This is a genomic window from Rhodococcus sp. NPDC060090, from assembly GCF_042729855.1.
In the GTDB taxonomy this organism is placed as follows: Bacteria; Actinomycetota; Actinomycetes; order Mycobacteriales; family Mycobacteriaceae; genus Rhodococcus.
The window spans coordinates 87,972-114,001 of sequence record NZ_JBHWXB010000017.1 but is presented as its reverse complement, the minus strand read 5'-3'; the positions used below and the strand labels follow the sequence as shown (position 1 = coordinate 114,001).

The 26,030-nt window shown below is 65.7% G+C and carries 28 protein-coding genes, 1 tRNA gene and 1 riboswitch; of the genes, 26 read left to right on the top strand and 3 right to left on the bottom strand.

The annotated features are described in order from the left end of the window. Window positions 1–53: 53 nt before the first annotated feature. From steA to ACFWCF_RS21755, 13 genes are all read left to right on the top strand, one after another. Window positions 54–1,238 carry a putative cytokinetic ring protein SteA gene (gene steA / locus ACFWCF_RS21815; protein ID WP_378565877.1) on the top strand — a complete coding sequence of 395 codons (1,185 nt, stop codon included), beginning with the start codon at window positions 54–56 and terminating at the stop codon, window positions 1,236–1,238. Continuing rightward, window positions 1,235–2,179 carry a copper transporter gene (locus ACFWCF_RS21810; RefSeq protein ID WP_378565874.1) on the top strand — a complete coding sequence of 315 codons (945 nt, stop codon included), beginning with the start codon at window positions 1,235–1,237 and terminating at the stop codon, window positions 2,177–2,179. Before steA ends, ACFWCF_RS21810 begins: the two co-directional genes overlap by 4 nt. Before the next feature lie 172 nt (window positions 2,180–2,351). Further along, on the top strand, window positions 2,352–4,124 hold the full coding sequence (locus ACFWCF_RS21805) for a CTP synthase (RefSeq protein WP_378565871.1): 1,773 nt from the start codon (window positions 2,352–2,354) through the stop codon (window positions 4,122–4,124). Between the two features lie 3 nt (window positions 4,125–4,127). Further along, window positions 4,128–4,754 (top strand): NUDIX domain-containing protein, encoded by a 627-nt coding sequence (locus tag ACFWCF_RS21800; protein WP_378565868.1) that lies wholly within the window; start codon window positions 4,128–4,130, stop codon window positions 4,752–4,754. 5 nt (window positions 4,755–4,759) lie between these two features. Continuing rightward, a complete protein-coding gene (xerD, locus tag ACFWCF_RS21795) occupies window positions 4,760–5,677 on the top strand; it encodes a site-specific tyrosine recombinase XerD (RefSeq protein ID WP_378492491.1) in 918 nt (305 codons plus the stop codon). A 254-nt stretch (window positions 5,678–5,931) separates the two neighbouring features. Beyond that, the gene (locus ACFWCF_RS21790; RefSeq protein ID WP_378565865.1) at window positions 5,932–6,924 is read left to right on the top strand and encodes a ParA family protein; all 993 of its coding nucleotides are present in this window, start codon (window positions 5,932–5,934) and stop codon (window positions 6,922–6,924) included. 3 nt (window positions 6,925–6,927) lie between these two features. Next, window positions 6,928–7,806 (top strand): segregation and condensation protein A, encoded by an 879-nt coding sequence (locus tag ACFWCF_RS21785; protein WP_378565862.1) that lies wholly within the window; start codon window positions 6,928–6,930, stop codon window positions 7,804–7,806. 89 nt (window positions 7,807–7,895) lie between these two features. Further along, on the top strand, window positions 7,896–8,528 hold the full coding sequence (scpB, locus tag ACFWCF_RS21780) for an SMC-Scp complex subunit ScpB (RefSeq protein WP_378492503.1): 633 nt from the start codon (window positions 7,896–7,898) through the stop codon (window positions 8,526–8,528). Window positions 8,529–8,538: 10 nt separating this feature from the next. Continuing rightward, the gene (locus ACFWCF_RS21775) at window positions 8,539–9,594 is read left to right on the top strand and encodes a pseudouridine synthase (protein ID WP_378565859.1); all 1,056 of its coding nucleotides are present in this window, start codon (window positions 8,539–8,541) and stop codon (window positions 9,592–9,594) included. Between the two features lie 32 nt (window positions 9,595–9,626). Beyond that, window positions 9,627–10,289: a (d)CMP kinase gene (gene cmk / locus ACFWCF_RS21770; protein WP_378565910.1), complete on the top strand. Its 663-nt coding sequence runs from the start codon at window positions 9,627–9,629 to the stop codon at window positions 10,287–10,289. After that, window positions 10,286–11,716, top strand: a complete 1,431-nt coding sequence (der, locus tag ACFWCF_RS21765; protein ID WP_378492487.1) for a ribosome biogenesis GTPase Der — start codon at window positions 10,286–10,288, stop codon at window positions 11,714–11,716. Before cmk ends, der begins: the two co-directional genes overlap by 4 nt. Window positions 11,717–11,806: 90 nt before the next feature. Next, window positions 11,807–11,880 (top strand) — tRNA-Pro (locus ACFWCF_RS21760). Window positions 11,881–11,967: 87 nt separating this feature from the next. Continuing rightward, window positions 11,968–12,096 (top strand): hypothetical protein, encoded by a 129-nt coding sequence (locus ACFWCF_RS21755; protein WP_378565856.1) that lies wholly within the window; start codon window positions 11,968–11,970, stop codon window positions 12,094–12,096. 38 nt (window positions 12,097–12,134) lie between these two features. Here the strand turns inward: ACFWCF_RS21755 and ACFWCF_RS21750 are convergent, their stop codons facing one another. Continuing rightward, window positions 12,135–13,211 (bottom strand): AraC family transcriptional regulator, encoded by a 1,077-nt coding sequence (locus ACFWCF_RS21750; protein WP_378565853.1) that lies wholly within the window; start codon window positions 13,209–13,211, stop codon window positions 12,135–12,137. A gap of 62 nt (window positions 13,212–13,273) precedes the next feature. Between ACFWCF_RS21750 and ACFWCF_RS21745 the strand changes: the two genes are divergently transcribed. Both ACFWCF_RS21745 and ACFWCF_RS21740 read left to right on the top strand, forming a co-directional pair. Continuing rightward, window positions 13,274–13,924 carry an NAD(P)-dependent oxidoreductase gene (locus ACFWCF_RS21745; RefSeq protein WP_378565850.1) on the top strand — a complete coding sequence of 217 codons (651 nt, stop codon included), beginning with the start codon at window positions 13,274–13,276 and terminating at the stop codon, window positions 13,922–13,924. 120 nt (window positions 13,925–14,044) lie between these two features. Next, on the top strand, window positions 14,045–14,461 hold the full coding sequence (locus ACFWCF_RS21740; protein ID WP_378492482.1) for a VOC family protein: 417 nt from the start codon (window positions 14,045–14,047) through the stop codon (window positions 14,459–14,461). 36 nt (window positions 14,462–14,497) lie between these two features. Here ACFWCF_RS21740 and ACFWCF_RS21735 read toward each other — a convergent pair whose 3' ends face one another. Then, the gene (locus ACFWCF_RS21735; protein ID WP_378565847.1) at window positions 14,498–14,893 is read right to left on the bottom strand and encodes an MmcQ/YjbR family DNA-binding protein; all 396 of its coding nucleotides are present in this window, start codon (window positions 14,891–14,893) and stop codon (window positions 14,498–14,500) included. A gap of 9 nt (window positions 14,894–14,902) precedes the next feature. Continuing rightward, entirely contained in the window at window positions 14,903–15,937 is a 1,035-nt protein-coding gene (locus ACFWCF_RS21730) for a phosphotransferase family protein (protein ID WP_378565844.1), read from the bottom strand. Between the two features lie 151 nt (window positions 15,938–16,088). Between ACFWCF_RS21730 and ACFWCF_RS21725 the strand changes: the two genes are divergently transcribed. From ACFWCF_RS21725 to gcvP, 11 genes are all read left to right on the top strand, one after another. Then, complete coding sequence (locus ACFWCF_RS21725; RefSeq protein ID WP_378565841.1) at window positions 16,089–16,706, top strand: NUDIX hydrolase; 618 nt, start codon at window positions 16,089–16,091, stop codon at window positions 16,704–16,706. 74 nt (window positions 16,707–16,780) lie between these two features. Then, entirely contained in the window at window positions 16,781–17,401 is a 621-nt protein-coding gene (locus ACFWCF_RS21720; RefSeq protein ID WP_378565838.1) for a CDP-alcohol phosphatidyltransferase family protein, read from the top strand. Continuing rightward, window positions 17,398–18,264 (top strand): DUF881 domain-containing protein, encoded by an 867-nt coding sequence (locus ACFWCF_RS21715; protein ID WP_378565835.1) that lies wholly within the window; start codon window positions 17,398–17,400, stop codon window positions 18,262–18,264. The genes ACFWCF_RS21720 and ACFWCF_RS21715 overlap by 4 nt, the downstream gene beginning before the upstream one ends. Beyond that, window positions 18,261–18,620: a small basic family protein gene (locus tag ACFWCF_RS21710; protein WP_378565832.1), complete on the top strand. Its 360-nt coding sequence runs from the start codon at window positions 18,261–18,263 to the stop codon at window positions 18,618–18,620. Before ACFWCF_RS21715 ends, ACFWCF_RS21710 begins: the two co-directional genes overlap by 4 nt. Window positions 18,621–18,623: 3 nt before the next feature. After that, complete coding sequence (locus tag ACFWCF_RS21705) at window positions 18,624–19,388, top strand: DUF881 domain-containing protein (protein ID WP_378565829.1); 765 nt, start codon at window positions 18,624–18,626, stop codon at window positions 19,386–19,388. A 43-nt stretch (window positions 19,389–19,431) separates the two neighbouring features. Then, window positions 19,432–19,836 carry a glycine cleavage system protein GcvH gene (gene gcvH / locus ACFWCF_RS21700; protein ID WP_378565826.1) on the top strand — a complete coding sequence of 135 codons (405 nt, stop codon included), beginning with the start codon at window positions 19,432–19,434 and terminating at the stop codon, window positions 19,834–19,836. 152 nt (window positions 19,837–19,988) lie between these two features. Further along, window positions 19,989–20,453, top strand: a complete 465-nt coding sequence (gene garA / locus ACFWCF_RS21695; protein ID WP_169690162.1) for a glycogen accumulation regulator GarA — start codon at window positions 19,989–19,991, stop codon at window positions 20,451–20,453. Next, entirely contained in the window at window positions 20,453–21,190 is a 738-nt protein-coding gene (locus ACFWCF_RS21690) for a MerR family transcriptional regulator (protein ID WP_378492474.1), read from the top strand. The genes garA and ACFWCF_RS21690 overlap by 1 nt, the downstream gene beginning before the upstream one ends. A 146-nt stretch (window positions 21,191–21,336) precedes the next feature. Beyond that, a complete protein-coding gene (locus ACFWCF_RS21685; RefSeq protein WP_378492473.1) occupies window positions 21,337–21,810 on the top strand; it encodes a bifunctional nuclease family protein in 474 nt (157 codons plus the stop codon). Between the two features lie 253 nt (window positions 21,811–22,063). Further along, the gene (locus ACFWCF_RS21680) at window positions 22,064–22,690 is read left to right on the top strand and encodes a MerR family transcriptional regulator (protein WP_378565822.1); all 627 of its coding nucleotides are present in this window, start codon (window positions 22,064–22,066) and stop codon (window positions 22,688–22,690) included. Window positions 22,691–22,757: 67 nt separating this feature from the next. Next, window positions 22,758–22,855, top strand: a riboswitch (glycine riboswitch). A 167-nt stretch (window positions 22,856–23,022) separates the two neighbouring features. After that, on the top strand, window positions 23,023–25,881 hold the full coding sequence (gene gcvP / locus ACFWCF_RS21675) for an aminomethyl-transferring glycine dehydrogenase (RefSeq protein WP_378565820.1): 2,859 nt from the start codon (window positions 23,023–23,025) through the stop codon (window positions 25,879–25,881). Window positions 25,882–26,030: the final 149 nt, after the last annotated feature.

Genomic DNA, 26,030 nt, shown 5'->3' with positions numbered 1-26,030 from the left:
TCGTCCGGCGCGCCTCCACAACCGCATCGCACCTCAGGAGCATCATTCTCACCATGAAGATGCCGGCGCTGCTGTCCCGCAACAATGAAACGCTGCCCGGAGTGAGCGGTATCGCCCGGGTCGACAAGAACACCGCAAAACTGGTCCGCCGGGTCGGTCCCGGCGACATCGTCATCCTCGACGCCGTCGACCTCGATCGGGTCACCGCCGACGCTCTCGTCGAAGCGGGGGTCACCGCGGTCGTCAATGCATCGGCGTCGATTTCCGGTCGCTATCCCAACCTCGGCCCGGAAGTCCTCGTCGCCAACGACATCATCCTGATCGACAGTGTCGGGTCGGATCTGTTCAAGAAGATCAAGGACGGCGCCAAGGTCCGGCTCCACGACGGCGGTGTCTACGCCGGGGAACGTCTGCTCGTCGAAGGTGAGGAACAGACCGAAGCCGAGATCTCCGATCGCATGATCGAGGCGAAGACCGGCCTGGTCGACCATCTCGAGGCGTTCTCGGGCAACACCATCGAGTTCATCCGCTCGGAGAGCCCGCTGCTCATCGACGGGGTGGGCATCCCCGATATCGATCTCGACCTGCAGGATCGGCACGTCGTGGTGGTCACCGGCGGACCCGACCACGCGCAGGACCTGAAAAACCTTCGGCCCTTCATCAAGGAATACTCACCGATCCTGGTGGGCGTCGACTCCGGTGCCGATGCCCTGACCAAAGCCGGCTATCGGCCGGACCTGATCATCGGCGACCCGGACGGCATCGGCACCTCCACTCTCCAGTCCGGCGCCGAGGTCGTCCTGCCCGCCGATCCGGACGGACACGCGCCCGGACTCGAACGCATCCAGGATCTCGGGATCGGTGCGATGACGTTCCCCGCGGCAGGCACCTCCACCGACCTCGCGCTGCTCCTCGTCGACCATCACGGCGCGGCACTCGTCGTGACCGTCGGAAGCACCGTCTCCCTCGATGAATTCTTCGATCAGGGTCGCCGCGACACCAACCCGTCGGCGGTCATGACGCGCCTCAAGGTCGGTCCGAAACTGGTCGATTCGAAAGCCGTCGCCACCCTGTACCGCAGCCGCGTTTCCGGTGGCATCATCGCGCTGCTCGTCTTCGCAGCGCTCATCGCCGTGATCGCCGCGTTGGTCGTGTCCAACCTGGGCGGCGACGTCGTCGACTGGGTCACGACCTGGTCTGCCGACTCCGTCGAGTGGGTTCGGGGTCAGTTCGAGTGATCTCGATGCGCCAGCACGCGGTCTCCCTGATCGCAGTGTTCTTGGCACTCGGTCTCGGTGTCGTCCTCGGCTCAGGGTTGTTGTCGAACAGCCTCGTAGCCGGCCTGCGTGACGACAAGGCGGACATGGGCCGCGAACTGCAAGCCGAACACGACCGAGCCAATCGACTCGACTCGGAGCTGCGTGCCGCCGACGAATTCGAGGCCACTGTCGCGCCGCGCGTGGTCCGCGATGAACTCGTCGATCGCACCGTGCTCGTGGTGACGACCCCCGATGCCGATCCTGCCGATCTCGACGCGGTCATACGTGCTGTGGCCTCCGCGGGTGGCACCGTGACGGGACGACTGTCGCTGACCGACTCGTTCCTCGATGCGGCCGGCGCCGACATGCTCCGCACCACGGTCACCAACATCATCCCGGCGGGCGTGCAACTGCAGACCGGCGCGGTCGATCCCGGCAGTCTCGCCGGCGACCTGCTCGGTGCCGCACTCCTGGTGGATCCCGCTTCCGGAGCGCCTCGTAGCACCCCGGAGGAACGCGAGCTTGCATTGTCCGCGTTGCGCAGCGGCGGGTTCATCTCCTACGACGGAGTCGTCGAGCCTGCCCAGTCCGCACTGGTACTCACCGGCAGTGGCGTCGAGGATCTCGACGGCGGCAACCGCGGTGCACTCATCGCCCGTTTCGCGGCAGCCGTCGACACCCGTGGCGCGGGCGCCGTCCTTGCCGGACGGCCCGAATCGGCGACCGGCAACGGCCCGCTCGCGGTGGTCCGCGCCGACGCGGCTCTGTCGGCAGGGCTGTCCACCGTCGACAATCTGGACCGCGAGGCAGGGCGGAGCACTGCGGTGCTGGCCCTGCGCGAGCAGTTCGACGGCGGCGCCGGCCGCTACGGAACCGGGCCCGGTGCGGCCGCGGTCACCGTGGGATCCACCGCGCGGTGACCGGACCCGGTTTCTTCTCGCGCTGTGATGTCCGCAGCATCGATGCCCCACAATCGCGACTCGGGTACGCACCGGCCTCCACAGGTGTTACCGTGAAGTTCCGTGGGTCGGCAGGCCCCAGCTGTATCGTCTGAAGTCCAAAAGTCCTGCACCTGACGTCACGGGAGCTTCGTTGCCACAGTCACGCCAATCGCGTACCCCTACCAAGCACATTTTCGTCAGTGGGGGCGTCGCATCCTCGCTGGGCAAGGGACTCACCGCATCGAGTCTCGGTGCGCTGCTCACCGCGCGCGGAATGCGCGTGACCATGCAGAAACTCGATCCGTATCTCAATGTCGATCCGGGCACCATGAATCCGTTCCAACATGGTGAGGTGTTCGTCACCGAGGACGGTGCCGAAACCGATCTCGACGTGGGTCACTACGAGCGTTTCCTCGACCGTAACCTCAACGCCGACGCGAACGTCACCACCGGTCAGGTGTACTCGACCGTGATCGCGAAGGAACGTCGCGGCGAGTACCTCGGCGACACCGTCCAGGTGATTCCGCACATCACCGACGAGATCAAGCGTCGCGTCCTCGCGATGTCCGCACCCGATACCGAGGGTTACACGCCGGATGTCGTGATCACCGAGATCGGTGGCACCGTCGGCGACATCGAATCCCAGCCGTTCCTCGAGGCGGCCCGTCAGGTCCGCCATGAAGTCGGCCGCGACAACTGCTTCTTCCTGCACGTGTCGCTGGTGCCGTACCTCGGCCCGTCCGGTGAGCTGAAGACGAAGCCCACGCAGCACTCGGTAGCGGCGTTGCGCAACATCGGCATCCAGCCCGACGCGCTCGTGCTGCGATGTGATCGCGACGTCCCCGCGTCCCTCAAGGCCAAGATCTCGCTGATGTGCGACGTCGACGTCGCGGGCTGCATCTCGTGCCCCGACGCACCGAGCATCTACGACATCCCCAAGGTGCTGCACAGCGAAGGCCTCGACGCCTACGTCGTGCGTCAGCTCGGACTCCCGTTCCGCGACGTCGACTGGACGGTGTGGGGAGATCTGCTCGACCGCGTCCACAAGCCTCGGGAAACCGTCGAGGTGGCACTCGTCGGCAAGTACATCGACCTGCCCGACGCGTACCTGTCGGTTACCGAAGCGCTGCGTGCAGGTGGATTCGCGCACCGCGCCAAGGTGAAGATCCGCTGGGTCGCGTCCGACGAATGTGAAACCGAGACCGGCGCGCAGGCGCACCTCGGCGACGTCGACGCGGTCCTGATTCCGGGCGGCTTCGGTATCCGCGGTATCGAGGGCAAACTCGGCGCGATCCGTTTCGCGCGGTCCCGCAAGATTCCGCTGCTCGGATTGTGCCTCGGTCTGCAGTGCGTCGTCATCGAAGCGGCACGTTCGATCGGTATCTCGGATGCTTCGTCCACCGAGTTCGACCCCGACACCACCGCGCCGGTGATCTCGACGATGGCGGATCAGGAACAGGCCGTGGCCGGTGAAGCCGACCTCGGTGGCACCATGCGTCTCGGTGCCTACCCGGCGGTCCTGGCCAAGGGATCGGTCGTCGCGAAGGCGTACGGCACCGACGAGGTATCCGAGCGGCACCGACACCGCTTCGAGGTCAACAACGCCTACCGCGAGCGGATCGCGAAGTCCGGGCTCCTGTTCTCCGGTACCTCACCGGACGGGCGACTCGTCGAGTTCGTCGAGTACCCGGCGGCCGTACATCCGTTCTTCGTCGCCACCCAAGCTCATCCGGAGCTCAAGAGCCGGCCCACCCGGCCGCACCCCCTGTTCGCCGGGCTGGTCTCCGCTGCGTTGAAGTACAAAGCGGCCGAACGACTTCCGGTCGACGTTCACGGGGACGACGGCAAGCGCACCGTCGACGACCTCGCCGTCGACTCCGTCGAGGCCGTGGCGTCCACGTCCAGCAGCACCGACGCGGACTAGCGCGTGGCGCAGCGACACGAATTCCGGACCCTGTCCACGCAGCGCATCTACACCGGTGCCATCGTGTCGCTGCGCGTCGACGAGGTCGCGATGCCGGACGGGCACACCGCCCACCGGGAGGTGGTCGAACACTTCGGTGCGGTAGCGGTCGTCGCTATCGACGATCAGGACAGACTGGTCCTGATCCACCAGTACCGGCACCCACTCGGCCGGCGACTGTGGGAGTTGCCCGCCGGTCTCCTCGACGAGGCAGGCGAGTCACCGCTCGACGCTGCGAAACGTGAACTCGCGGAAGAGACCGGGCTCGTGGCGGAACACTGGGAGACGCTCGTCGACGTCGCGCTGTCGCCCGGCTTCACCGACGAAGCGGTCCGGGTCTTCGTAGCCCGCGGCCTGACCGAGGTGGATCGGCCCGAACCGGAACACGAGGAAGCCGACCTGGAGATCCACCGGGTGCCTCTCGGCGAGGCCGTGTCCATGGCATTGTGCGGCGAGATCGTCAACGCCACCGCGGTGTCGGGCATCCTCGCATCGGCTGCCGCACACACCGCCGGGGTCGAGCTGCGACCTCCCGACGCGCCGTGGCCGGACCGGCCCGGCGCGTTCTCCCGCACCCGCGCGGGGGAGTGACGTCGGTGCTGGCGGGACAACTCGACACCTATCTCGACCACCTCACTGTCGAACGCGGTGCCGCCGCCAACACCCTGTCGTCCTACCGACGAGATCTGGCCCGCTATCGGGACTACCTCACGGACTGTGGGATCAGTGATCTCGCGGAAGTCCGTGAGGAGCACGTCGCCGAGTTCGTGGCGGTGTTGCGTCGCGGTGACCCCGACCGGGATCGCCCAGCGCTCGCTGCCAGCTCGGTCGCGCGCGCCTTGATCGCGGTACGTGGACTACACCGGTTCGCTGCGGCCGAAGGTCGGACGCCGAGCGACGTTGCGCGTGCCGTCAAGCCCCCCACCGCGGGGCGGCGTCTCCCGAAGTCGCTGACCGTCGACCAGGTGACGGCAATTCTCGATGCGGTCGGCGGCGAGGCGGACGGGCCCCGTGGCCTCCGCGACCGGGCTCTGTTGGAACTGCTGTATTCGACCGGTGCCCGCATCTCCGAGGCGGTCGGGCTCGATGTCGACGACGTGGACACCGACTCCAGGGCGGTGCTCCTGCACGGAAAAGGCGGTAAGCAACGACTCGTGCCCGTCGGCCGACCGGCGCTCGCGGCGCTCGACGCCTATCTCGTGAGGGGTCGGCCCGTCCTCGCCGCCGGCCACACCGCCGCGTTGTTCCTCAACGCACGGGGCGGGCGCTTGTCGCGGCAGAGCGCGTGGCAGGTACTGCAGACCGCAGCCGAGCGCGCAGCTATCGGGACGGGGGTCTCACCGCACACACTCCGACATTCGTTCGCGACCCACCTGCTCGACGGAGGCGCCGACGTACGCGTGGTGCAGGAGTTGCTCGGGCATGCTTCTGTGACGACGACGCAGATCTACACGTTGGTCACTGTCGGCGCGTTGCGAGAGGTCTGGGCCGGTGCGCATCCCCGCGCACGCTGATCGGAGTGTCCCCGAAATGCGTGTCCGTACGCGCGACACGCACCCAGGCGGTAGCGTTCAAGGGGCGAGGACGCGGTAGCGTTCCGGATACGGAACAGCAACCGTTCGGCAACTCGACGACAACGGTTTTCGCATCGCTGGATGCACAGCTCGCTAGATGCACAGTAGGACGCAGAACAGGGGGAGCACCGCTCGTGGGCACACCTCGGCCATCTGCCACAGACAGCACACATCTGAACATTGCACACGCGGCCATGCAGGGTTGGCCGGCACCGGTCCGTTCCGTTGCCGAGTACCGTTCGCCGGCCGAACCGGAATCACCTGACGACGGACCCGGCGACGAATCGACGGTGGACATCACCCAGGCTCCGCCGATCGGCGATATCGAGGCTGCGCCGACCGACGGGACCGACCTCGGCCCCACAGGCAGGCCACGCCGACACATCCCCGATCCGCCACCGCTGGCGTCGCACGGCCCCGCCAAGATCATCGCCATGTGCAACCAGAAGGGCGGGGTGGGCAAGACCACCTCCACCATCAACCTGGGTGCCGCTCTCGCCGAATGCGGCCGCCGCGTGCTGCTCGTAGACCTCGACCCTCAGGGTGCATTGTCCGCCGGACTCGGGGTCGCCCACCACGATCTCGAGCTGACGGTCCACAATCTGCTGGTCGAACCCCGAGCCGATACCGACGACGTACTGATCCACACTCACATCGAGAACCTCGACCTGCTGCCGAGCAACATCGACCTGTCTGCCGCCGAGATCCAGCTCGTGTCCGAGGTGGGGCGCGAACAGGCACTCGGCCGTGCCCTGTATCCGGTTCTCGAACGGTACGACTACATCCTCGTCGATTGCCAGCCGTCGCTCGGCCTGCTCACCGTCAACGCGCTGGCCTGCGCAGACTCCGTACTGATTCCGATGGAGTGCGAATTCTTCAGCCTTCGCGGTCTCGCTCTGCTCAACGACACCGTCGCCAAGGTGCGTGATCGGCTCAACCCGCGCCTCGCCGTCGCGGGCATCCTCGTGACCATGTACGACTCGCGGACGTTGCACGGCCGCGAAGTGATGTCCCGGGTAGTCGAGGTCTTCGGTGACCTCGTCTACGACAGCGTCATCGCCCGCACCGTCAAATTTCCCGAGACCAGTGTTGCCGGCGAACCGATCATCACCTGGGCGCCGAAATCAGGTGGTGCCGAGTCGTTCCGGTCGCTCGCCCGCGAAGTGATCCACCGGGCCGGCCGCTGATCCGTGTCCGCTCTCACACAGGATTCCGCCGCTGCGGACTCCGCTGTTGCTGTCGTCGACGAGAACACCGGCCGGCCTCCGGAATCCGAGGATGCTGACAACGGCGGATTCCGGGTCCGGCTCCGCAACTTCGAGGGCCCCTTCGATCTGCTCCTCACCCTGATCTCGCAGCGCCGCCTCGATGTCACCGAAGTCGCGTTGCATGAGGTCACCGACGAATTCATCGCCTACACCCGGAAACTCGGTCCCCAACTCGGACTCGACCAGACCACCGAGTTCCTCGTCGTCGCCGCGACCTTGCTCGACCTCAAAGCGGCCCGTCTGCTGCCCTCCGGCGACGTCCACGACCTCGAGGATCTCGCGTTGCTCGAGGCCCGCGACCTGCTGTTCGCGCGATTGCTGCAGTACCGGGCGTACAAGCAGATCGCCGAGCACTTCGCCGAACTCGAGAGCGCTGCGCTCCGCCGCTACCCGCGTGCGGTGTCGCTCGAAGAATGCTTCGAGAACCTCGTGCCGGAAGTCGTCCTCGGAGTCGACGCGCAGCGCTTCGCCGAGATCGCCGCCGCGGCATTCCGCCCCAAGCCGATCCCCACCGTCGGGCTCGACCACCTGCACGTCTCGACGGTGTCGGTCCCCGAGCAGGCCGCACACATCCTTGCTCTGCTGAAGGACAAGGGTGCCGGGCAGTGGGTCGGCTTCGAGGTCCTCACAGCCGACTGTGAGCACGGACTGCTTGTGGTCGCGCGGTTCCTCGCGCTGCTCGAGCTCTACCGCGAACGCGTCGTCACCTTCGACCAGCCCGACCCGCTCGGGCCACTCCAGGTGGCCTGGACCGGTGAGAACGACGAGAACGCCATCGACTTCGAGGAGGACTACGGGTGAGCGCCGACATCCCGGGCCCCGCACTGCCCGAGCAGGAAACGCAGGACCCGGCCGGTGACGAGCGTTCGTGGGACGGCGAACTGCTCGACATGGCCGACGACGAACTCACCGCCGCGCTCGAAGCGTTGCTCCTGGTGGTCGACACACCCGCATCCGCAGATCAGCTCGCCGCCGCGATCGGTGTCACCGCCGACCGAGCCGAGCGTGCTCTCCGCGCGCTCGCGACCGATCTGGATGCGCGCGGCTCCGGCATCGATCTGCGTTTCGCGGGGGACGGCTGGAGGTTCTACACTCGCCGTGACTACGCCCCCTACGTCGAGAAGCTCCTCCAGGGCGGGGCCCGCACCAAGCTCACCCGTGCAGCTTTGGAAACCCTCGCCGTCGTCGCCTACCGGCAACCGGTTACCCGCAGCCGCGTCAGTGCGGTGCGCGGTGTCAACGTCGACGGGGTGATGCGCACGTTGCTCGCGCGTGATCTGATCGCCGAATTCGGCACGGATTCCGACACCGGAGGCACCCTCTACACCACCACCGAGCTGTTTCTCGAACGTCTGGGCCTCGCGTCGCTGAGCGATCTTCCGCCCGTCGGACCCCTGTTGCCCGACGTAGATGTGATCGATGACATCAGCGACAGCCTCGAAGCGGACCCGAGGTTTGAGAGAATAGGCAAGAACGCGCGCGCCGAGACACTCTCACGCGCGGAGTTCGATCCAGAAAACTGACAGGAACAAAGTGAAAAAGCCCGCTCGCCGTGATGGCACACCGGACCAGAAACGTACCGCCCGCCCCGCGAAGGGGCAGGGCACCGGCAGATCCACTTCCTCCGCCCGCCGGTCGGACCCCCGCTCTCAGGATGCCGGGAACCCCACTGCAGGGAATACCGCTGCAGGTAAGAAACCCCATCGTGGTCAGGGGGGAGCCCCGCTGAACAAGCGAGGCCGGCCCGCCGCGTCGAAGCCTCAGGCCCGCCGGACCTCGTCGACGCCGACCATCAGCAATGCCAAGCCCGCCCGCCACCAGCACAGCACCGCCGCACCGACGAAGCTGCCGGCAGGCGAGGGCGTGCGACTGCAGAAGGTCCTGGCCCAGGCAGGCGTGGCCTCGCGGCGCGCCGCAGAGGACATGATCGACCGCGGCCGCGTCGAGGTCGACGGAGCCATCGTTCGTGAGCAGGGGTTGCGTGTCGACCCCGAGAACGCCGTGATCCGTGTCGACGGTGTTCGCGTGGTCGTCAAGAAGGACCTAGTCCATCTCGTCCTCAACAAACCCCGCGGATGGCAGTCCACGATGTCCGACGACCTGGGCCGCCCTTGCGTCGGCGACATCGTCTCCGAACGTGTCGCCGCGGGGCAGCGCCTGTTCCACGTCGGCCGACTCGACGCCGACACCGAAGGGTTGCTGTTGCTCACCAACGACGGTGAACTCGCGCATCGGCTCATGCATCCGTCCTTCGAGGTCAACAAGACCTATCTCGCGACGGTCAAGGGTGTGCTCCCACGCGGGATCAGCAAGCAGCTCAAGGCCGGTGTCGAACTCGAGGACGGTCCCGCCAAGGTCGACAAGTTCGCGCTGGTCGAGGCGTACGAAGGACAGTCCCTCGTACGTCTGGACCTGCATGAGGGCCGCAAGCACATCGTGCGCCGACTGCTCGACTTCGTCGGCCATCCCGTGGTCCGGCTCGTGCGCACCAACATCGGTCCCGTTGCGCTCGGCGACCAGCGTCCCGGAACCCTCCGCGTCCTCGGACGCAACGAGGTCGGCGGTCTCTACCAGGCGGTGGGACTGTGACCGCCACCCCGGAAGGCGCATTGATCATCGCGATGGACGGACCGTCGGGCACGGGCAAGTCCAGCGTGTCCAAGCGGCTCGCACGGCATCTCGGTGCGGCCTACCTCGACACCGGTGCCATGTACCGAATCGCGACGCTGCATGTTCTGCGCCGCGGCACCGACCCGGCCGACGCCGACGCGATTGCCGCGACCGTCGCCGACCTCCCGTGGTCGATCGGTACCGACCCCGAGGTCGAGGACATCCGACTCGGCGGGCAGGACGTGCGTGAGGAGATCCGCGGCGCGGAGGTGACCGCGGCGGTCTCTGCTGTCTCCGCCGTCCCCGAGGTGCGGGAACTGCTGGTCGCGGCGCAGCAGCGCCTCGGCCTCGCGGCTCACCGCGTCGTCGTCGAGGGACGCGACATCGGCACGGCGGTGTTCCCCGAAGCGGATGTGAAGATCTTCCTCACCGCATCGGCGGAAGCACGCGCACAGCGACGCAATGCGCAGAACATTGCGGAAGGGCGCGGCGACAACTATGACGCGGTGCTCGCGTCGGTGCGGCGTCGCGACCATCTCGATTCCACGCGCGCAGTGTCGCCTCTGCGCGCCGCGGACGACGCTGTCGTCGTGGACACCAGCGACATGAACATCGATGAGGTGACTGCGGCGTTGACCGCTGTGGTCACCGAGCAGACGGGAGCGGCGCTGTGAGCGACGACGTCACAACGGAATACACCAACGAAGGCTTCGACGGCACATGGTCGGAGGAATCGGATTGGGACCTCGACCTCGAGAGCGGAGTCGATCTCGAAGAGTTCGTCCCCGTTCCGACCGTGGCGGTGGTCGGCCGCCCCAATGTCGGAAAATCAACCCTCGTCAACCGCATCATCGGCCGACGTGAAGCTGTCGTCGAGGACGTCCCCGGGGTCACCCGCGACCGGGTGTCGTACGAGGCCAACTGGAACGGCCGACGTTTCATGGTCCAGGACACCGGCGGCTGGGAACCCGATGCCAAGGGCATGCAGCAGTCGGTGGCGCGCCAGGCCGAAATCGCCATGCGCACCGCCGACGCGATCCTGGTCGTGGTCGACGCCACCGTCGGCGCGACCTCCGTCGACGAGGCCGTCGCCAAGGTGCTGCGCCGGTCGAAGACGCCAGTGCTGCTCGTCGCCAACAAGGTCGACGACGACCGCGTCGAGGCCGAGGCGGCCGCGTTGTGGTCGATGGGGCTCGGCCAGCCGTATTCGGTGTCCGCGACGCATGGTCGTGGCACCGGCGATCTGCTCGACGATCTGCTCGAGAAGATGCCGCCCACGCCGCGTGAGGGCACCGGTGGGGGAGGACCGCGCCGTGTTGCCCTTGTCGGTAAGCCGAATGTCGGCAAGTCGAGTCTGATCAACAAGTTGTCGGGCGACGAACGCTCGGTGGTGCACGATGTCGCGGGTACCACTGTCGATCCGGTCGACTCCCTGGTCGAACTCGCCGGTAAGCCCTGGCGGTTCGTCGACACCGCCGGTCTCCGCAAGCGCGTCACACACGCGTCGGGGGCCGAGTTCTACGCCTCGCTGCGCACCCGGGCTGCCATCGACGCGGCGGAGGTCGCGGTTCTGCTCATCGACGCGTCGCAGCCGATCACCGAGCAGGACCAGCGGGTGATCACCATGATCGTCGAATCGGGTCGGGCATTGGTGATCGCGTTCAACAAGTGGGACCTCGTCGACGAGGACCGACGCCACGAACTCGGGCGCGAGATCGAACGCGATCTCATGCGGATCCCGTGGGCCGCACGGGTCAACATTTCCGCCAAGACCGGCCGCGCAGTGCAGAAGCTCGTGCCCGCCATGGACACGGCACTCGACTCGTGGGACAAGCGCATCTCCACGGGCAGGCTCAACAACTGGCTCAAGGAAGTGGTGGCCGCGACACCGCCACCGATGCGAGGTGGGCGTCTGCCCCGTGTGATGTTCGCAACCCAGGCTGCGACCCGTCCGCCGACGTTCGTGTTGTTCACCACCGGCTTCCTCGAGGCCGGTTACCGCCGCTTCCTCGAGCGGAAGCTGCGTGAGGAATTCAACTTCGACGGCAGCCCTGTTCGGATCTCCGTGCGGGTGCGTGAGAAGCGCGACCGCCGCAAGTAGCCACGAACCCCCGAAACGGCGCTGACCAGCCGATTCGCGTTTCAGTCCGTACCTGTTGTAATCTCAACGAGCGCTCGACGAGAGCGCGGACGGGCTGTGGCGCAGCTTGGTAGCGCACTTGACTGGGGGTCAAGTGGTCGCAGGTTCAAATCCTGTCAGCCCGACCGAAAAGCTCCGGTGAGATCTGATCTCACCGGAGCTTTTTCGTTTGTCTCGGCAACTCCGCGGTATCGGTTCAGTCCGAAGTTTCCATGGAGGCCGTCAAGAACCTGTACGACGCAGCGACCGCCGCCGGACACGGCAGAGACAACTGGACAAGTCTGTTCGAGGTGATCAAGGCCGAACGTCGAGAGCATGTCGGCGTACCCACCGGCCCATAGAGTGCACAAGCCACTGTCCTGACGCGGATCCCCACGCGTTACCGACGAGTGGGGAATGTGCCATCGGTGCGGTGGCGAACCGACCCCGGCGATGCGCCCGTGATCCTCTTGAACGCCTTCGAGAAGGCGGCCTCGGACTCGTAGCCCGACCTCGACGCGAGTTCGGCGACCGTCGCACCGTCCATCAACGCGACGGTCGCCGATTCCATCCGCCACCGACCGACGTATCGCATCGCCGGTTCGCCGACCAGATCGGTGAACCGCGCCGCGAACGCCGACCGCGACATCGCCGCTTCCCTCGCCAGGGACTCGACTGTCCATGGACGATCGGGGGCGCGGTGCACTGCGGCGAGTGCACGGCCGACCTGTGGATCCTGAAGGGCGCCCACCCATCCGTTCTGCGCAGCAGGCGCGGAATCGATCCAACTCCGGATGGCCAGGATCACAAGAATGTCCGCCAATCGTGTGAGCACCGCTTCCCCGCCCGGTTGCGCGTGCCGGGCTTCCTCGGCCATCAACGACAACACCTGCGTCGTCGTGCTGCGTGTCGCCGACCCCGCCGCGTCCATCCGCAGGATGGGTGGCAGCAGCGCCACCAGGCGACGCGCGGTCGGATGATCGAACTCGACGACCCCGCACACCAGGGTGGAGCGTGCACCGCCCCCGCCGTGGCGCAGAACCGAATAGTGATCGCCGATCATGGTCTGGGGGAGTAGGTCGACACGCCCAGCGTTCGGTGCACTCGGGGCGCTGCGCATCACGTGTCCCGCACCGTGCGGAACGACGACGAAATCCCCGGGCAGGAGCCGTTGAGGTGCCGAATCGGGCACCTCGAGCCACATCTCGCCCGAGACGACCAGGTGGAAGCTCACACTGTCGGCGATCGGGGGCATCTCCAATCCCCACGGCGCACTCAATTCCGACCGGCAATAGAAGCCCCCGCGCATCCGCAGCAGGTGCAGAGCTTCCGCGAGCGGATCGATCGGCGTCCACGGGTAGAGCACGTCCTCGGTGCCCCTCACGCTCTCGACCGTCATGTGTCCACCCTCGCTGCTGCATGCCTCATCGTCCAGCGCCAGTGGACGAAAGAGCATGTAGTGCGGACCAATGGTCATAGAACGTCCTGAGGGCGCTTCATACGGTGGACACATCATCCGGACAACTTCAGGAGAGTGTCATGAAAGTGCTCGTCATCGGTGCAACAGGCGGCTCCGGCCGCGCTGCCGTCACCGCACTCCTCGACCGCGGCCATGACGTCACCGTCATGGTGCGTATTCCCGCCGCCCAGCGCACCTTCGGTGACGGGCCCAGCGCCGTGATCGGCGATGCCACCCGGCCGGACGACGTGGATCGGGCCGTCCGCGGTCACGATGCCGTCATCGTCACCCTCGGAATCACCGAGAACCCTGTACGCGTGCGGCTGCGCGGCCCCGCTCACACGTCGATCGATGTGCGCTCGACCGGGACCCGTAACGCCATCGACGCGATGCGACGTCACGGCGTGCGGCGCCTCGTCGTCCAGACCACCTACGGCGTGGGCGACACCGACGGCAGACTGCCACTCCGGTACAAGCTCATGTTCTCGCTTCTTCTCGGGCCTCAGATCGCCGACACCGTGATCCAGGACGGTGTCGTTCACGAGAGCATTCTCGATTGGACACTCGTGCAACCGGTCAATCTCACCGACGCTACCGACGACGGAGCACCGTTCACCTCGGTCGCCGGGGAACTCGCGGGCTGGCACGTCGCTCGCACCAAGGTCGGCCGGGCGCTCGCTTCGGCTGTGGACCACGAGGAGTACGTGAGGCGAACGATTTCGGTGTCGTGAACCGGAACCGGCCGAAAGTCTCCTCGATCGAGCGTGATCGGACCACGATGAGAAACGGCGACGCACAGAGTCCATCTGTGTAGCTGCGATTCCTCCATCCCCACAGATCAGGAGCAGACCGTGACCTCTCGACTCAACCCGTACATCAGTTTCCGCGACACTGCGCGCGACGCGATGGCGTTCTACCGATCCGTCTTCGGCGGAGAACTCGACATCAGTACCTTCGGTGAGGGGCAACCCACCGGCGACGCCGCCGTGGACAGCAAGATCATGCACGCGATGCTCACGACCGACAGCGGTTTCGTGCTCATGGCCTCGGACACGCCCCCGGGAATGGACAACACCCCGGGAACCAACTTCTCCATCTCCCTCAGCGGCGACGACGAATCCGAGCTCCGCGGCTACTGGGACGCACTCGTCGAGGGCGGCACTATCGCGATGCCGCTCGAGAAGGCGCCCTGGGGCGACAGCTTCGGAATGTGCATCGACAAGTTCGGTGTGCAGTGGATGGTCAACATCAGCGGTAGCCCCGGCTGATCGAGCCGGCACCCGCACACGACGCTGGGACGCGACTCAACCGAGGCGCGTGTCCAGTTCGCGTACCAGGGTGACGGGAGCCGTCTCACGAAAGGACATGTCGACCAATTCGGCGACTTCGTCCCAGTCCAGCTCATCGCGGTCGAGGTCGTAGCCGACCCACCCCGCCGGACCCAGGTACATAGGCAGATACGTGTGGGGTTCATTGAGCAGGGCGAGGCGTTCGTCGGCGTCGGGCTTGACGATCAACGATCGAGGGAACGGCGTGCGCGTGTCCTTCTCGGCGCCGCCGTATACCGCGAACGACGTCTTCGTGAAGAAGAACGGCCGGCCGTGCGAGATCTTCTCCTGAGCGCCGGGATATGCCAGCACAAGGGTGCGAAGCCGTGCCAGCAACGGATCCGTGTCGTCGAACATGATCGGATGTGGCATGGAGGAATCTTACCGCTGGAGTGCGGAGATCCCCTCGTGGAGGAGGGGTTCCACGGCGTCGCCGAACGCGCTGAAACCCTCGCCCACGGTCTGCCCCTGCAGGAACCGGAAATGGATCCCCTCGACGATCACCGCGAGCTTGAAATATGCCAGCCCCAAGTGGAAGGCCATGCCCGACAGGTCACGTCCGTTCGCGTCGGCATAACGGGACAGTAGTGCGTCGTCGTCGAGAAAACCGGGGGCGCGCGACACCGTCGACACCGGAACGGGCCCGTCCATGCGGGCAAGCTGCTGGTAGACCATGAGCAGCGCGACGTCGGTGAGTGGATCACCGAGGGTTGCCATCTCCCAATCCAGCACCGCCGCAACGTGATCGAGCTCGTCGATGAGTACGTTGTCGAGGCGGTAGTCGCCGTGCACGATCGTCGTCCCGCTCGACGCGGGCAGATGCTCGACCAGTAGCCGGTGAAGTTCGTCGGCGCCGGCGAGCGCGCGGCTCCGGGACGCATCGAGTTGGGTCTGCCAGCGTCGAACCTGACGTTCGAGGAACCCCTCGGCGCGGCCGAAATCTTCGAGGCCCACGGTCTTCGGATCCACCGCGTGCAGTGTTGCCAGGGTGTCGACCATCCGCTCGGAGATCGCCCGCACCCGATCCGCGCCCAGGGGTGCGAGCTCCTCTGCGGTACGGAACGGTGTGCCCTCGACCAGATCCATGATGTAGAACGGTGCTCCGATGATCTCGGAGTCGTCGCACAGAAGGTAGGTGCGCGGTACCGGCACATCGGTTCCTGCGAGTGCGGTGATCACGCGGTGTTCGCGCGTCATGTCATGCGCGGTCTTCAGCACGTGTCCGAGCGGTGGTCGACGCAGGACCAGCTCCCGCCTGCCGTCGCTCACCCCGTAGGTCAGGTTCGATCGCCCACCGCTGATCAAGCGGGCGGTCAGTGGCCCGTCGAAGAGGTCGGGTGCAGCGGACTCCAGGAAAGTGTGGAGGAGTGCAGTGTTCAGGCCGGCGGGGTCCAGCCCTGGGGGATCGGCGGTCACGGGTGCCTTCCTGGCTCGATGAGGGACGGCGAAGTCACACCTGAGGGGAGCGTAGTCGGACCGGATATCCCTGTCTCCAATTCGGATCACCCGATTTCGGACAGGACGGAATACCTAAATAATCCGAATTCAGGTGGGATAATCTCGAGCCATGCCCACACCGAGCGCACTGACGCACGCTGCACTCCAGGACTCCCTTGCAGGCTTCGACTCGCGTCGGATTCCGCTCGAGGGGCGCCGTCACGCCGCTGTCGTCATAGCCGTACTCGACGACGGGACCGGCAAGCCCGTCATGCCCTTGACGAGACGACCGACGAAGCTGCGCGCACACCCAGGCCAGTTCGCGCTCCCAGGCGGACGTCTCGACCCGGGGGAGACCCCAGAAGTGGCGGCGTTGCGGGAACTGCACGAAGAACTCGGACTCGATGCCGCGCCGGACGCCATCGTCGGGCGCCTCGACGACTACATCACCCGATCCGGATATGTGATGTCACCGTTCGTCGTGTGGTCCGACGCCGCGATCGCGGACCTGAAACCGAGTCCGGACGAGGTCGATGTCCTTTTCTCCGTTACCGAAGCCGAGTTGGACAGTGAACCCCGATTCGTCGACATTCCCGAATCCGACAAACCCGTGATCCAGTGGCCGTTCCGTGGTCACCTCATCCACGCACCCACCGCCGCAGTGGTCTATCAGTTCCGTGAGGTTGCCCTCCACCGTCGGCATACGCGAGTCGACGGTCTCGAACAACCTGTGTTCGCATGGCGTTGACCACCACCTGAAGTTGCCCGCGGCGGATATGGAAGGCTTGACCGGCGCGACCGGGCAGACACGAAGGGGGCACGATGGGTGACGTGACGACACCGGACGACACCACTCCCGGTGCCGACCGCATCCTCACCATCCCGAACCTCCTCAGCTTCGTCCGGTTGCTCGGAATCCCGCTTTTCCTCTATCTGATCCTTGTCGTCCACGCCGACGGGTGGGCGCTTGCCATCCTCTTCCTCAGTGGCTTCACGGACTGGGCCGACGGCAAGCTCGCCCGACTGCTCGATCAGACTTCCCGACTCGGCGCGCTGCTCGACCCCATGGTCGATCGTCTCTACATCGTCACCACTCTCATTGCTTTCGTGGCGCGGGACGTCATCCCCTGGTGGATGGCCGCGATCCTGATCGGACGTGAACTCGTTCTCGCCCCGACCCTCGCCGTGTACCGGCGCCGCGGGATGCCCCCACCCGATGTTCTCTACCTGGGTAAGGGCGCGACGTTCCTCCTCATGTGCGCGCTTCCGCTGCTCCTGCTCGACCTGGCGGCGCCCGCAACGTCCGCTGTCGCGCATCCACTCGGTTGGGCCGCGCTGATCTGGGGCTCGGCGCTCTACGTATGGACCGGACTGCTCTACCTCGTTCAGGCCGGATGGATCGCCCGTGTCGTGCCCTCGCGCGAGGGGCAGCGCACCGAGTGAGTCGCCGCTGGGAACAGATCCCCCGAAACCCGGTTCCGTCGCTGCTCAAATCACTGCTCGAGGACCACCTCGACCCCGGATATGCTGCTGCGGCGGCCGATCGGGCAGCCGGACGCACTGCGTCATCCCCGACACGCACCAGGGTCTGGCTCGTCATAGGTAGCGTCCTCGCCGGTCTCGTTCTCGGTGTTGCGTATGCCGAAAATGCGGATCGTGAACCGGGCGCCGATCAAGCCCGCGCCGAGATCCTCGATTCGATGCGCACCAGTGACGAACGTATCGCCACCCTCGTGACCCGCCGCGATGAACTGGCAGGCACCGTCGAACAGCGCAGCGCCGAACTGGTCGCTCACGATGCCCGGGGTGCGGCAACCCTCGACGAGCTGCGCGCCGCGCAGCTCGCTGCCGCGGCCGTACCTGTCGACGGTCCCGGGATCACTGTCACCCTCTCGGATCCGTCCGCTCGACCGAACCTGTCGGATTCGTCGGTGCGCGACGACACCGGCACTACCGCGACCGTCCTCGACCGAGACCTGCAAGCCGTGGTCAATGCGCTGTGGGCGGGCGGTGCCGAAGCTGTATCGGTCGGCGACGTCCGTATCGGCCCCGGTGTGACCATCCGGCAGGCCGGGGGAGCGATGCTCGTCGACAACCGGCCGGTGTTCTCGCCGTACGTCGTCTCCGCCGTCGGACCTCGGTCTCGGATGCAGACAGATTTCGTGGTGAGTGACGCATACCTGAGGCTCTCGGGCATCAAGCAGCTCTACGGGGTAGGTTTCACGATCGCCGAGTCCGACGAGCTCGAACTGCCGGCGGCCACAGTGCGTACTGTCGAATCGGCTAGGGAAGTGGGGAATCGGTGAAGCACCTTCGGCACGGTCAGGCGCTGTATGCGGTGCTGGCACTCGTGATCGGCATCGTTGCCGGGATCGTATTCAGCCCGCAGGTGCCCGACGTGGTGCAGCCCTACTTACCGATCGCGGTCGTCGCAGCCCTCGACACCGTGTTCGGCGGTCTGCGTGCCTACCTCGACGACATCTTCGACGCGAAGGTCTTCGTCGTCTCGTTCGTCTTCAACGTTCTCGTCGCTGCACTCATCGTGTGGCTCGGGGACCAACTCGGCGTCGGCACGCAGCTCTCCACCGCGGTCATCGTGGTCCTCGGCATCCGCATCTTCGGCAACGCGTCGGCCCTGCGTCGCAGACTCTTCGGGGCGTGAGCGATGACCGACGATCCCGCCGAACGCGATCGGCCCGAGCCACCCGAATCCGGTGCCCATCCGCCTGACACCGGCCCGCGGCGCGAGCGCCGTGTGTACGCGTTGCTCGCGGCGCTGCTGGTCGTTCTGCTCGGGACGGCCATCGCCACGCAGGTGAAGAACACCGGCACGGGCGACACTCTCGACTCCGCCCGACCCGCAGACCTACTGGTGCTTCTCGACAACCTCAATCGACGCGAGGCGGCGCTGCGGCAAGAGATCACCGGCCTCGAACGCACCCTCGAAGGTTTCGAGCAGAACGGTTCGGATGCTGCCCTTGCGGAGGCCCGTGCTCGTCTACAGAACCTGTCGGTTCAGCTCGGTACGGTCTCGGCCACCGGACCTGGCGTCGTCCTGACCATCAGCGACCCGCTCGAAGGGATCGGATCGGAAGTTGTCCTCGACACGATCCAGGAACTACGGGCGGCCGGCGCAGACACCATGCAGATCACTGGCGCCGACGGAACCTCGGTGCGTATCGGCGCCGACTCGTGGGTCACAGGGCAGGGAGGAGATCTGACGGTCGACGATCGAAAGCTCGCGGCGCCCTATACGGTTACAGCGATCGGGGACGGTCCGACCCTCGCGGCGGCACTGAACATTCCCGGCGGGGTGGTGGACACGGTCGCTCGACGCGGTGGAACACTGACCGTGGAGCAATTGCCGCAGGTCGAGGTGCTCGCCTTGCGAGAAATCGAGCCGCGCCAATACGCTCAGCCAGGAAACTGAACCAGACGTTCGTGCCGAATCGTCGCCTCCGAAAGGAACTGCCGTGAGTGAGTTCGAGACACCCGCTGATCTGCGATACACGGCGGAGCACGAGTGGGTAGAGCGGACGGGGGCGACCACCGCCCGGATCGGCATCACCGATTACGCTCAGTCCCAGCTCGGCGACGTGGTGTTCGTGCAGTTGCCGGACGCCGGATCCGCGCTCACTGCCGGTGATTCGTTCGGTGAGGTCGAGTCCACGAAGAGTGTGTCGGATGTGTATGTGCCTTTCACTGCAACGGTTGCGGCAGTGAACGGCGACCTCGAGGCGAACCCGGAACTGGTCAACAGCGCGCCCTACGGGAAAGGGTGGCTCATCGATGTCGAGGCGGATAGTGAAGCGGAGCTCGACGCAGCCCTCGAACCGACCCTCGACGCCGCCGGATACAAAGCGATCACAGAAGGTTGAGACTCCCTGGATGACGTAACCGCGACTACCTGCACCAGGGGCGTGCGCAGGGTACGGTCGGGTATGGCGTGTGCCGTGTCCGATCGTGGTGGTGGCGAACGAATGACGATCAGCCGGGATTACTCGGATGATCGAACGGATAAGGAGAAACGGTGAGCGAGAACGGCAACGCGGGCTACGAAGAGACCCCAGCGGAAACCACTTCGGTGTTTCGTGCCGACTTCCTGAACGAATTGGAGAACACCGGCGCCGCTGCAACTACCGAAGCACCGGTCTCGGGTGTCGAAGGCCTTCCGGCCGGGGCGGCTCTGCTCGTCGTCAAGCGTGGACCCAACGCGGGTTCACGCTTCCTGCTCGACCAGCCCACCACATCCGCCGGGCGGCATCCCGACAGCGACATCTTCCTCGACGATGTCACGGTCAGTCGGCGCCACGCGGAGTTCCGTCAGGACGACGGTGAGTTCCAGGTTGTCGACGTCGGAAGCCTCAACGGCACCTATGTCAACCGTGAGCCCGTCGACTCGGCGGTGCTCGCGAACGGGGACGAGGTACAGATCGGCAAGTTCCGCCTCGTGTTTCTGACCGGCCCGCGGGGCACTCAGGGCGCAGGTAGCTGATGACCGCTGCCCACCAGCCGGCGCCGGCAGGTATGTCGATCGGGTCCGTGCTCGATCGGCTCCGCCCGGAATTCCCGGACGTGACGATCTCGAAGATCCGATTTCTCGAAGCCGAAGGGTTGATCAGCCCGGAGCGTACTCCGTCGGGTTACCGGCGGTTCTCCATCGCGGATTGTGAACGACTCCGTTACGTGCTCACCGCGCAGCGTGATCAGTACCTCCCGCTGAAGGTGATCAAGGAACAGCTCGAGGCGATCGACCGTGGCGCCGCAACGGTGGGGACCGTCGAGACTCGCCCCAAGCGGCCGCGTCAGCTCGCGGTCGCACGGGGCGAAGTTTCGCCGGAGGACCTTCGTACCGACCGTCAGATACGAGTCGGCCGAGACGACCTCTGTGAACGAGCGGGTATCGATACCACGTTTCTCACAGAACTGGTGGGCGCAGGGCTTCTCACGCCGGGTGCTGCAGGATTCTTCGACGACGACGCGGTGCTGTTGGCCCGGACGGCGAAGGCGATGTCCCAGTTCGGCCTCGAAGTCCGGCACCTGCGCGCATTCAAGTTGGCAGCAGACCGTGAGGCGGGCCTCGTCGCTCAGATCGCGGGACCGATCGCCAAGGGGCGCGATGCAGGGGCACGGGAACGCGCAGAAGAGATGGTTCGTGAGTTGGCTGCACTGTCACTGACGTTGCATACGTGTCTCGTCAAGGCCGCCGTGCAGGGCTCACTCGATCGTTGAGATCACCCTGCTGCGGCCATCGTCCGCACGCGGGGTGACATCTTCCGGCATCGGGCACCTGACGTACACGGAGGAGCACACTAGAATCCAGGCAGAACGTGTCAGCGATCATGTCGACTGACAGGCAGCGGGACGGAGGCGCCGCAATGAGCGAGATGAGGATAGTGGGAATCCGAGTCGAGCAACCGCAGAACCAGCCGGTCCTACTGTTGCGTGAAGCGGATGGTGAGCGATACCTGCCGATCTGGATCGGTCAGATGGAAGCGACCGCGATCGCGCTCGAACAACAGGGCGTGGAGCCGGCGCGGCCCCTCACCCACGACTTGATCAAGAATCTTCTCGACGCCTTCGGCCATGCCCTTCTCGAGGTCCGGATCGTGGATCTTCAGGAGGGCACCTTCTACGCCGACCTCGTCTTCGACGGCGAAATGCGGGTCTCGTGCCGACCCTCGGACGCGGTTGCGGTCGCCCTGCGCACCGGTGCACCGGTGTTCGCGGAGGAATCGGTGCTGGCTGAAGCGGGCCTCGCGATGCCCGAGGAGAAGGAGGACGAGGTCGAGAAGTTCAAAGAATTTCTCGAATCGGTCTCACCCGACGACTTCAAGGCGACCGACGGTTGAAACGGCATTCGGAACGCCGGCCGATCGAGTGGAAGTTGTTTGCCGACGCCTGATAACGAACCGGTGTAATGTCGGACGTTGCTTTCCGTGTCGGCGTGTTGCTGCCCGACGTCAATCACTGGGGCGTACGCTGAGTTGATCCGTTACGGAATCAAGTCGGGTGAACCGGAGGATGCACAGGATCGGATGCGGTGGGGATCCGCCTGGTCGGTGGTGGCGAGGGACAACGGGGCGCGCGAGAGGAAGTCACAAAGTGCGAGATCGGCCGCAAGGACAGCAACTCGGTGCCGACACCGGCGACCGCGTAGCGCCGGTACCGGTATCGGACACCTCCGAGGATTTCCAGCCGGGGCTGTTTCCTGACAACTCGGTGCCCGATGAGCTCGTCGGCTATCGGGTGCCGATCGCATGTCAGATTGCAGGCATCAGTTACCGCCAACTGGACTACTGGGCACGAACGAACCTGGTGGTGCCCTCGATCAGGAGCGCGGCGGGTTCCGGAAGCCAGCGACTGTACTCGTTCAAGGACATTCTGGTTCTGAAGATCGTCAAGCGACTCCTCGATACCGGTGTCTCGCTGCAGAATATCCGCGTCGCCGTCGATCATCTTCGCAGCCGTGGCGTACGGGATCTCGCGAAGATCACACTCTTCTCCGATGGCACCACTGTGTACGAATGCACATCGCCGGAAGAGGTCGTCGATCTGCTGCAGGGCGGACAAGGCGTGTTCGGCATCGCAGTCAGTGGCGCAGTCCGGGAACTGACCGGCAGTATCGCCGACTTCCCGGCCGAGCGTGCCGACGGATACGACGTCGAGGAGAGGCCAGAGGACGAACTGGCGTCCCGCCGACGCAACCGCATCAATCGCCGGATCGGATAGGGTCTAGGTCACGCTCCCGGAAGGCCGACCCGGATCGCAGCATTCGTGCTCTAGAATCGATGTGCGTCGCCGTCTCGCGGGAGAGTCCCGGACCAACACGTCCGGGCGCCGAAGGAGCAGCACCTCCCCGTCAATCTCTCAGGCACCCAGGACCGCGTGAGCTACGACGTCTCTGGAAAGCGGTGGGAGTACCCACCCGCCCACGGGGAAAGGTCCGTCGACCGGGACCGAATCTCTCAGGCGCTCGCCCCGCGAGCTCAGGACAGAGGGGGAGGAAGCACCCGTGCCGACCGAGCACGGTGTGAGCCTCGCCGACCAGCCTGGGAGCTGCGATGACAGATGCCGTCACTTGGAATTTCGCCGATCGTCACATCGGACCCGACGCGCAGGGAATGCGCCGGATCCTCGACGTCGTCGGAGTCGGTTCGCTCGAGGAGCTCGCCGCGAAGGCGCTACCCGCCGGCATCCTCGACAGCCGTGACGGTGATGTCGCCGACGGACTGGATGTCCTCGATGCACCGCTCAGTGAACACGAGGTGCTCGCCGGTCTGAAAGCGCTGGCGTCTCGCAACACCGTCGCCACGTCCATGATCGGACACGGATACTACGACACACTCACGCCGCCGGTGTTGCTCCGCAACATCATCGAGAATCCCGCCTGGTACACGGCGTACACGCCGTATCAGCCGGAGATCAGCCAGGGCCGTCTCGAAGCCTTGCTCAACTTCCAGACGATGGTCGCCGACCTGACCGGCATGGAGGTCGCGAACTCGTCGATGCTCGACGAGGCCACCGCAGCGGCCGAGGCCATGACGTTGCTGCGCCGCGCGAATCGTAAGTCGAAAAGCCCCCGGTTCGTCATCGACGCCGACCTGTTCACTCAGACCGCCGCGGTGCTCGCAACACGCGCCGAGCCGCTCGGCATCGAGATCGTCACCACAAACCTCGTCGACGACGGACTGCCGGAGGGCGACTTCTTCGGAGTGCTTCTACAGGTGCCGGGCGCGTCGGGCCGCGTGTTCGACGTCGCTCCGCTGATCCACGCTGCGCACGAGCGTGGCGCGTTGGTCGCGGTGGGCGCCGATCTCCTTGCATTGACGTTGATGGCTCCGCCCGGAGAGAAGGGCGCCGACGCCTGTTTCGGCACCACTCAGCGTTTCGGTGTCCCGATGGGCTTCGGCGGTCCACATGCCGGATACCTGGCTGTGAACAGTGCACACACCCGGAACCTTCCGGGCCGGCTCGTGGGCGTCTCGGTCGACGCGGACGGTGCTCCTGCATACCGGCTGGCGCTGCAGACACGTGAACAGCACATTCGGCGGGAGAAGGCGACCAGCAACATCTGTACCGCGCAGGTGCTGCTGGCGGTGCTCGCCGCGATGTACGCGTCGTACCACGGGGCGGAGGGGCTGACCGGGATTGCACGTCGAGTGGGTGCCCACGCATCGCATATCGCGGCCTCGCTGCGCAGCGGTGGTGTCGAGGTCGTTCACGACGAGTTCTTCGACACCGTTCTCGCCCGTGTGCCGGGTCGCGCGGCCGAGGTGGTGGCCGCAGCGGTCGAGCGCTCCGTCAACCTGTACTTCGTCGATGCGGACCATGTGTCGATCTCGTGTGACGAAGCGACGATGGCTGCGCACGTGGCCGCCGTGCTGTCCGCATTCGGGATCACCGAGGACGGGGCGGCCGGCGATTTACCCGTGTCCATCCCGGAGGAACTCGGCCGAGCCAGCGACTTTCTGCAGCATGAGGCGTTCACGAAGTACCGGACGGAAACCGCGATGATGCGGTACCTGCGACGGTTGTCCGACAAGGACCTCGCTCTCGACCGCACGATGATTCCGCTCGGGTCGTGCACCATGAAGCTCAACGCCGCGGCGGAGATGGAAGCTATCACGTGGCCGGAGTTCGCGGGTCTGCATCCGTTCGCGCCTGCACATCAGACCGAGGGGATCCGCGCACTCATCTCGGACCTCGAACGCTGGCTCGCGGCGGTCACGGGGTACGACGCCGTCACACTGCAGCCGAACGCAGGCAGTCAGGGCGAATATGCAGGTCTACTTGCGATTCGGCACTACCATCTGAGCCGCGATGACGACCACCGCGACACGTGCCTGATTCCGTCGAGTGCACACGGCACCAACGCCGCGTCGGCCGTCATGGCCGGGATGCGCGTAGAGGTTGTTGCATGCCGCCCGAATGGTGATGTCGACCTCGACGACCTACGGGCGAAGATCGCCGACCATGCCGAGCGCCTCGCCGCGATCATGATCACTTACCCGTCGACCCACGGCGTGTACGAACACGAGATCGAAGACATCTGCGGTGCTGTCCACGACGCCGGCGGGCAGGTGTACATCGACGGTGCGAATCTCAACGCACTCGTGGGGCTCGCCCGGCCGGGCAAGTTCGGCGGCGACGTCAGTCACCTGAATCTGCACAAGACCTTCTGTATTCCACACGGCGGTGGCGGTCCGGGTGTTGGTCCGATCGGTGTGCGTTCGCACCTCACACCGTTCCTTCCGGGGCATCCGGCCGCGCCTGAACTCGGTGGCGTGGGGCCGGTGTCGGCTGCGCCGTACGGGTCGGCGTCGATCCTTCCGATCACGTGGGCGTACATCAAGCTCATGGGCGCACGCGGTCTGCGGCAGGCGTCGCTCACGGCGATCGCTTCGGCGAACTACATCGCCCGACGCCTCGACGAGTACTTCCCGGTCTTGTACACGGGAGCGAACGGGATGGTTGCGCACGAGTGCATCCTCGACCTGCGGCAGTTGACCAAGGACACCGGTGTGACAGTCGACGATGTGGCCAAGCGCCTCGCGGACTACGGATTCCATGCGCCGACGATGAGCTTCCCCGTGGCTGGGACGCTCATGGTCGAACCCACCGAGAGTGAGGATCTGAGCGAGATCGATGAGTTCATCGATGCCATGATCTCGATCCGCAGGGAGATCGACAGGGTGGGGGTCGGGGAGTGGGCGGTCGACGACAACCCGCTGAGAGGCGCACCGCACACGGCGGAGTGCCTGGTCGGGGAGTGGACCCATCCGTATTCGCGTGAGATTGCGGTGTACCCGCGGGGGAAGGGGCGCGCGAAGGTGTGGCCCTCGGTACGACGAATCGACGGCGCACACGGCGACCGCAATTTGGTGTGCTCGTGCCCTCCGCTGGAGGCGTACAGCAACTGAGGACGTGTGGGGCTGCGGGCTGTTGCCCGCAGCCCCACATTCTCGCAATTGTATTCTGAACAGGACGGAATACATATAAATACCGAATATAGTCAATACAACGAACGCCGCTCGCCTCAAACCCCGCATCGATCCCGAGGTTTGAGGCG

Coding starts and splice junctions, on each gene's coding strand:
- steA (WP_378565877.1), top strand. CDS start 54: ATGAAGATGCCGGCGCTGCTGTCCCGCAACAATGAAACGCTGCCCGGA.
- ACFWCF_RS21790 (WP_378565865.1), top strand. CDS start 5,932: ATGCAGGGTTGGCCGGCACCGGTCCGTTCCGTTGCCGAGTACCGTTCG.
- scpB (WP_378492503.1), top strand. CDS start 7,896: ATGGCCGACGACGAACTCACCGCCGCGCTCGAAGCGTTGCTCCTGGTG.
- cmk (WP_378565910.1), top strand. CDS start 9,627: ATGGACGGACCGTCGGGCACGGGCAAGTCCAGCGTGTCCAAGCGGCTC.
- ACFWCF_RS21755 (WP_378565856.1), top strand. CDS start 11,968: ATGGAGGCCGTCAAGAACCTGTACGACGCAGCGACCGCCGCCGGACAC.
- ACFWCF_RS21750 (WP_378565853.1), bottom strand. CDS start 13,211: ATGACCATTGGTCCGCACTACATGCTCTTTCGTCCACTGGCGCTGGAC.
- ACFWCF_RS21745 (WP_378565850.1), top strand. CDS start 13,274: ATGAAAGTGCTCGTCATCGGTGCAACAGGCGGCTCCGGCCGCGCTGCC.
- ACFWCF_RS21735 (WP_378565847.1), bottom strand. CDS start 14,893: ATGCCACATCCGATCATGTTCGACGACACGGATCCGTTGCTGGCACGG.
- ACFWCF_RS21725 (WP_378565841.1), top strand. CDS start 16,089: ATGCCCACACCGAGCGCACTGACGCACGCTGCACTCCAGGACTCCCTT.
- ACFWCF_RS21720 (WP_378565838.1), top strand. CDS start 16,781: ATGGGTGACGTGACGACACCGGACGACACCACTCCCGGTGCCGACCGC.
- ACFWCF_RS21705 (WP_378565829.1), top strand. CDS start 18,624: ATGACCGACGATCCCGCCGAACGCGATCGGCCCGAGCCACCCGAATCC.
- ACFWCF_RS21690 (WP_378492474.1), top strand. CDS start 20,453: ATGACCGCTGCCCACCAGCCGGCGCCGGCAGGTATGTCGATCGGGTCC.
- ACFWCF_RS21685 (WP_378492473.1), top strand. CDS start 21,337: ATGAGCGAGATGAGGATAGTGGGAATCCGAGTCGAGCAACCGCAGAAC.
- gcvP (WP_378565820.1), top strand. CDS start 23,023: ATGACAGATGCCGTCACTTGGAATTTCGCCGATCGTCACATCGGACCC.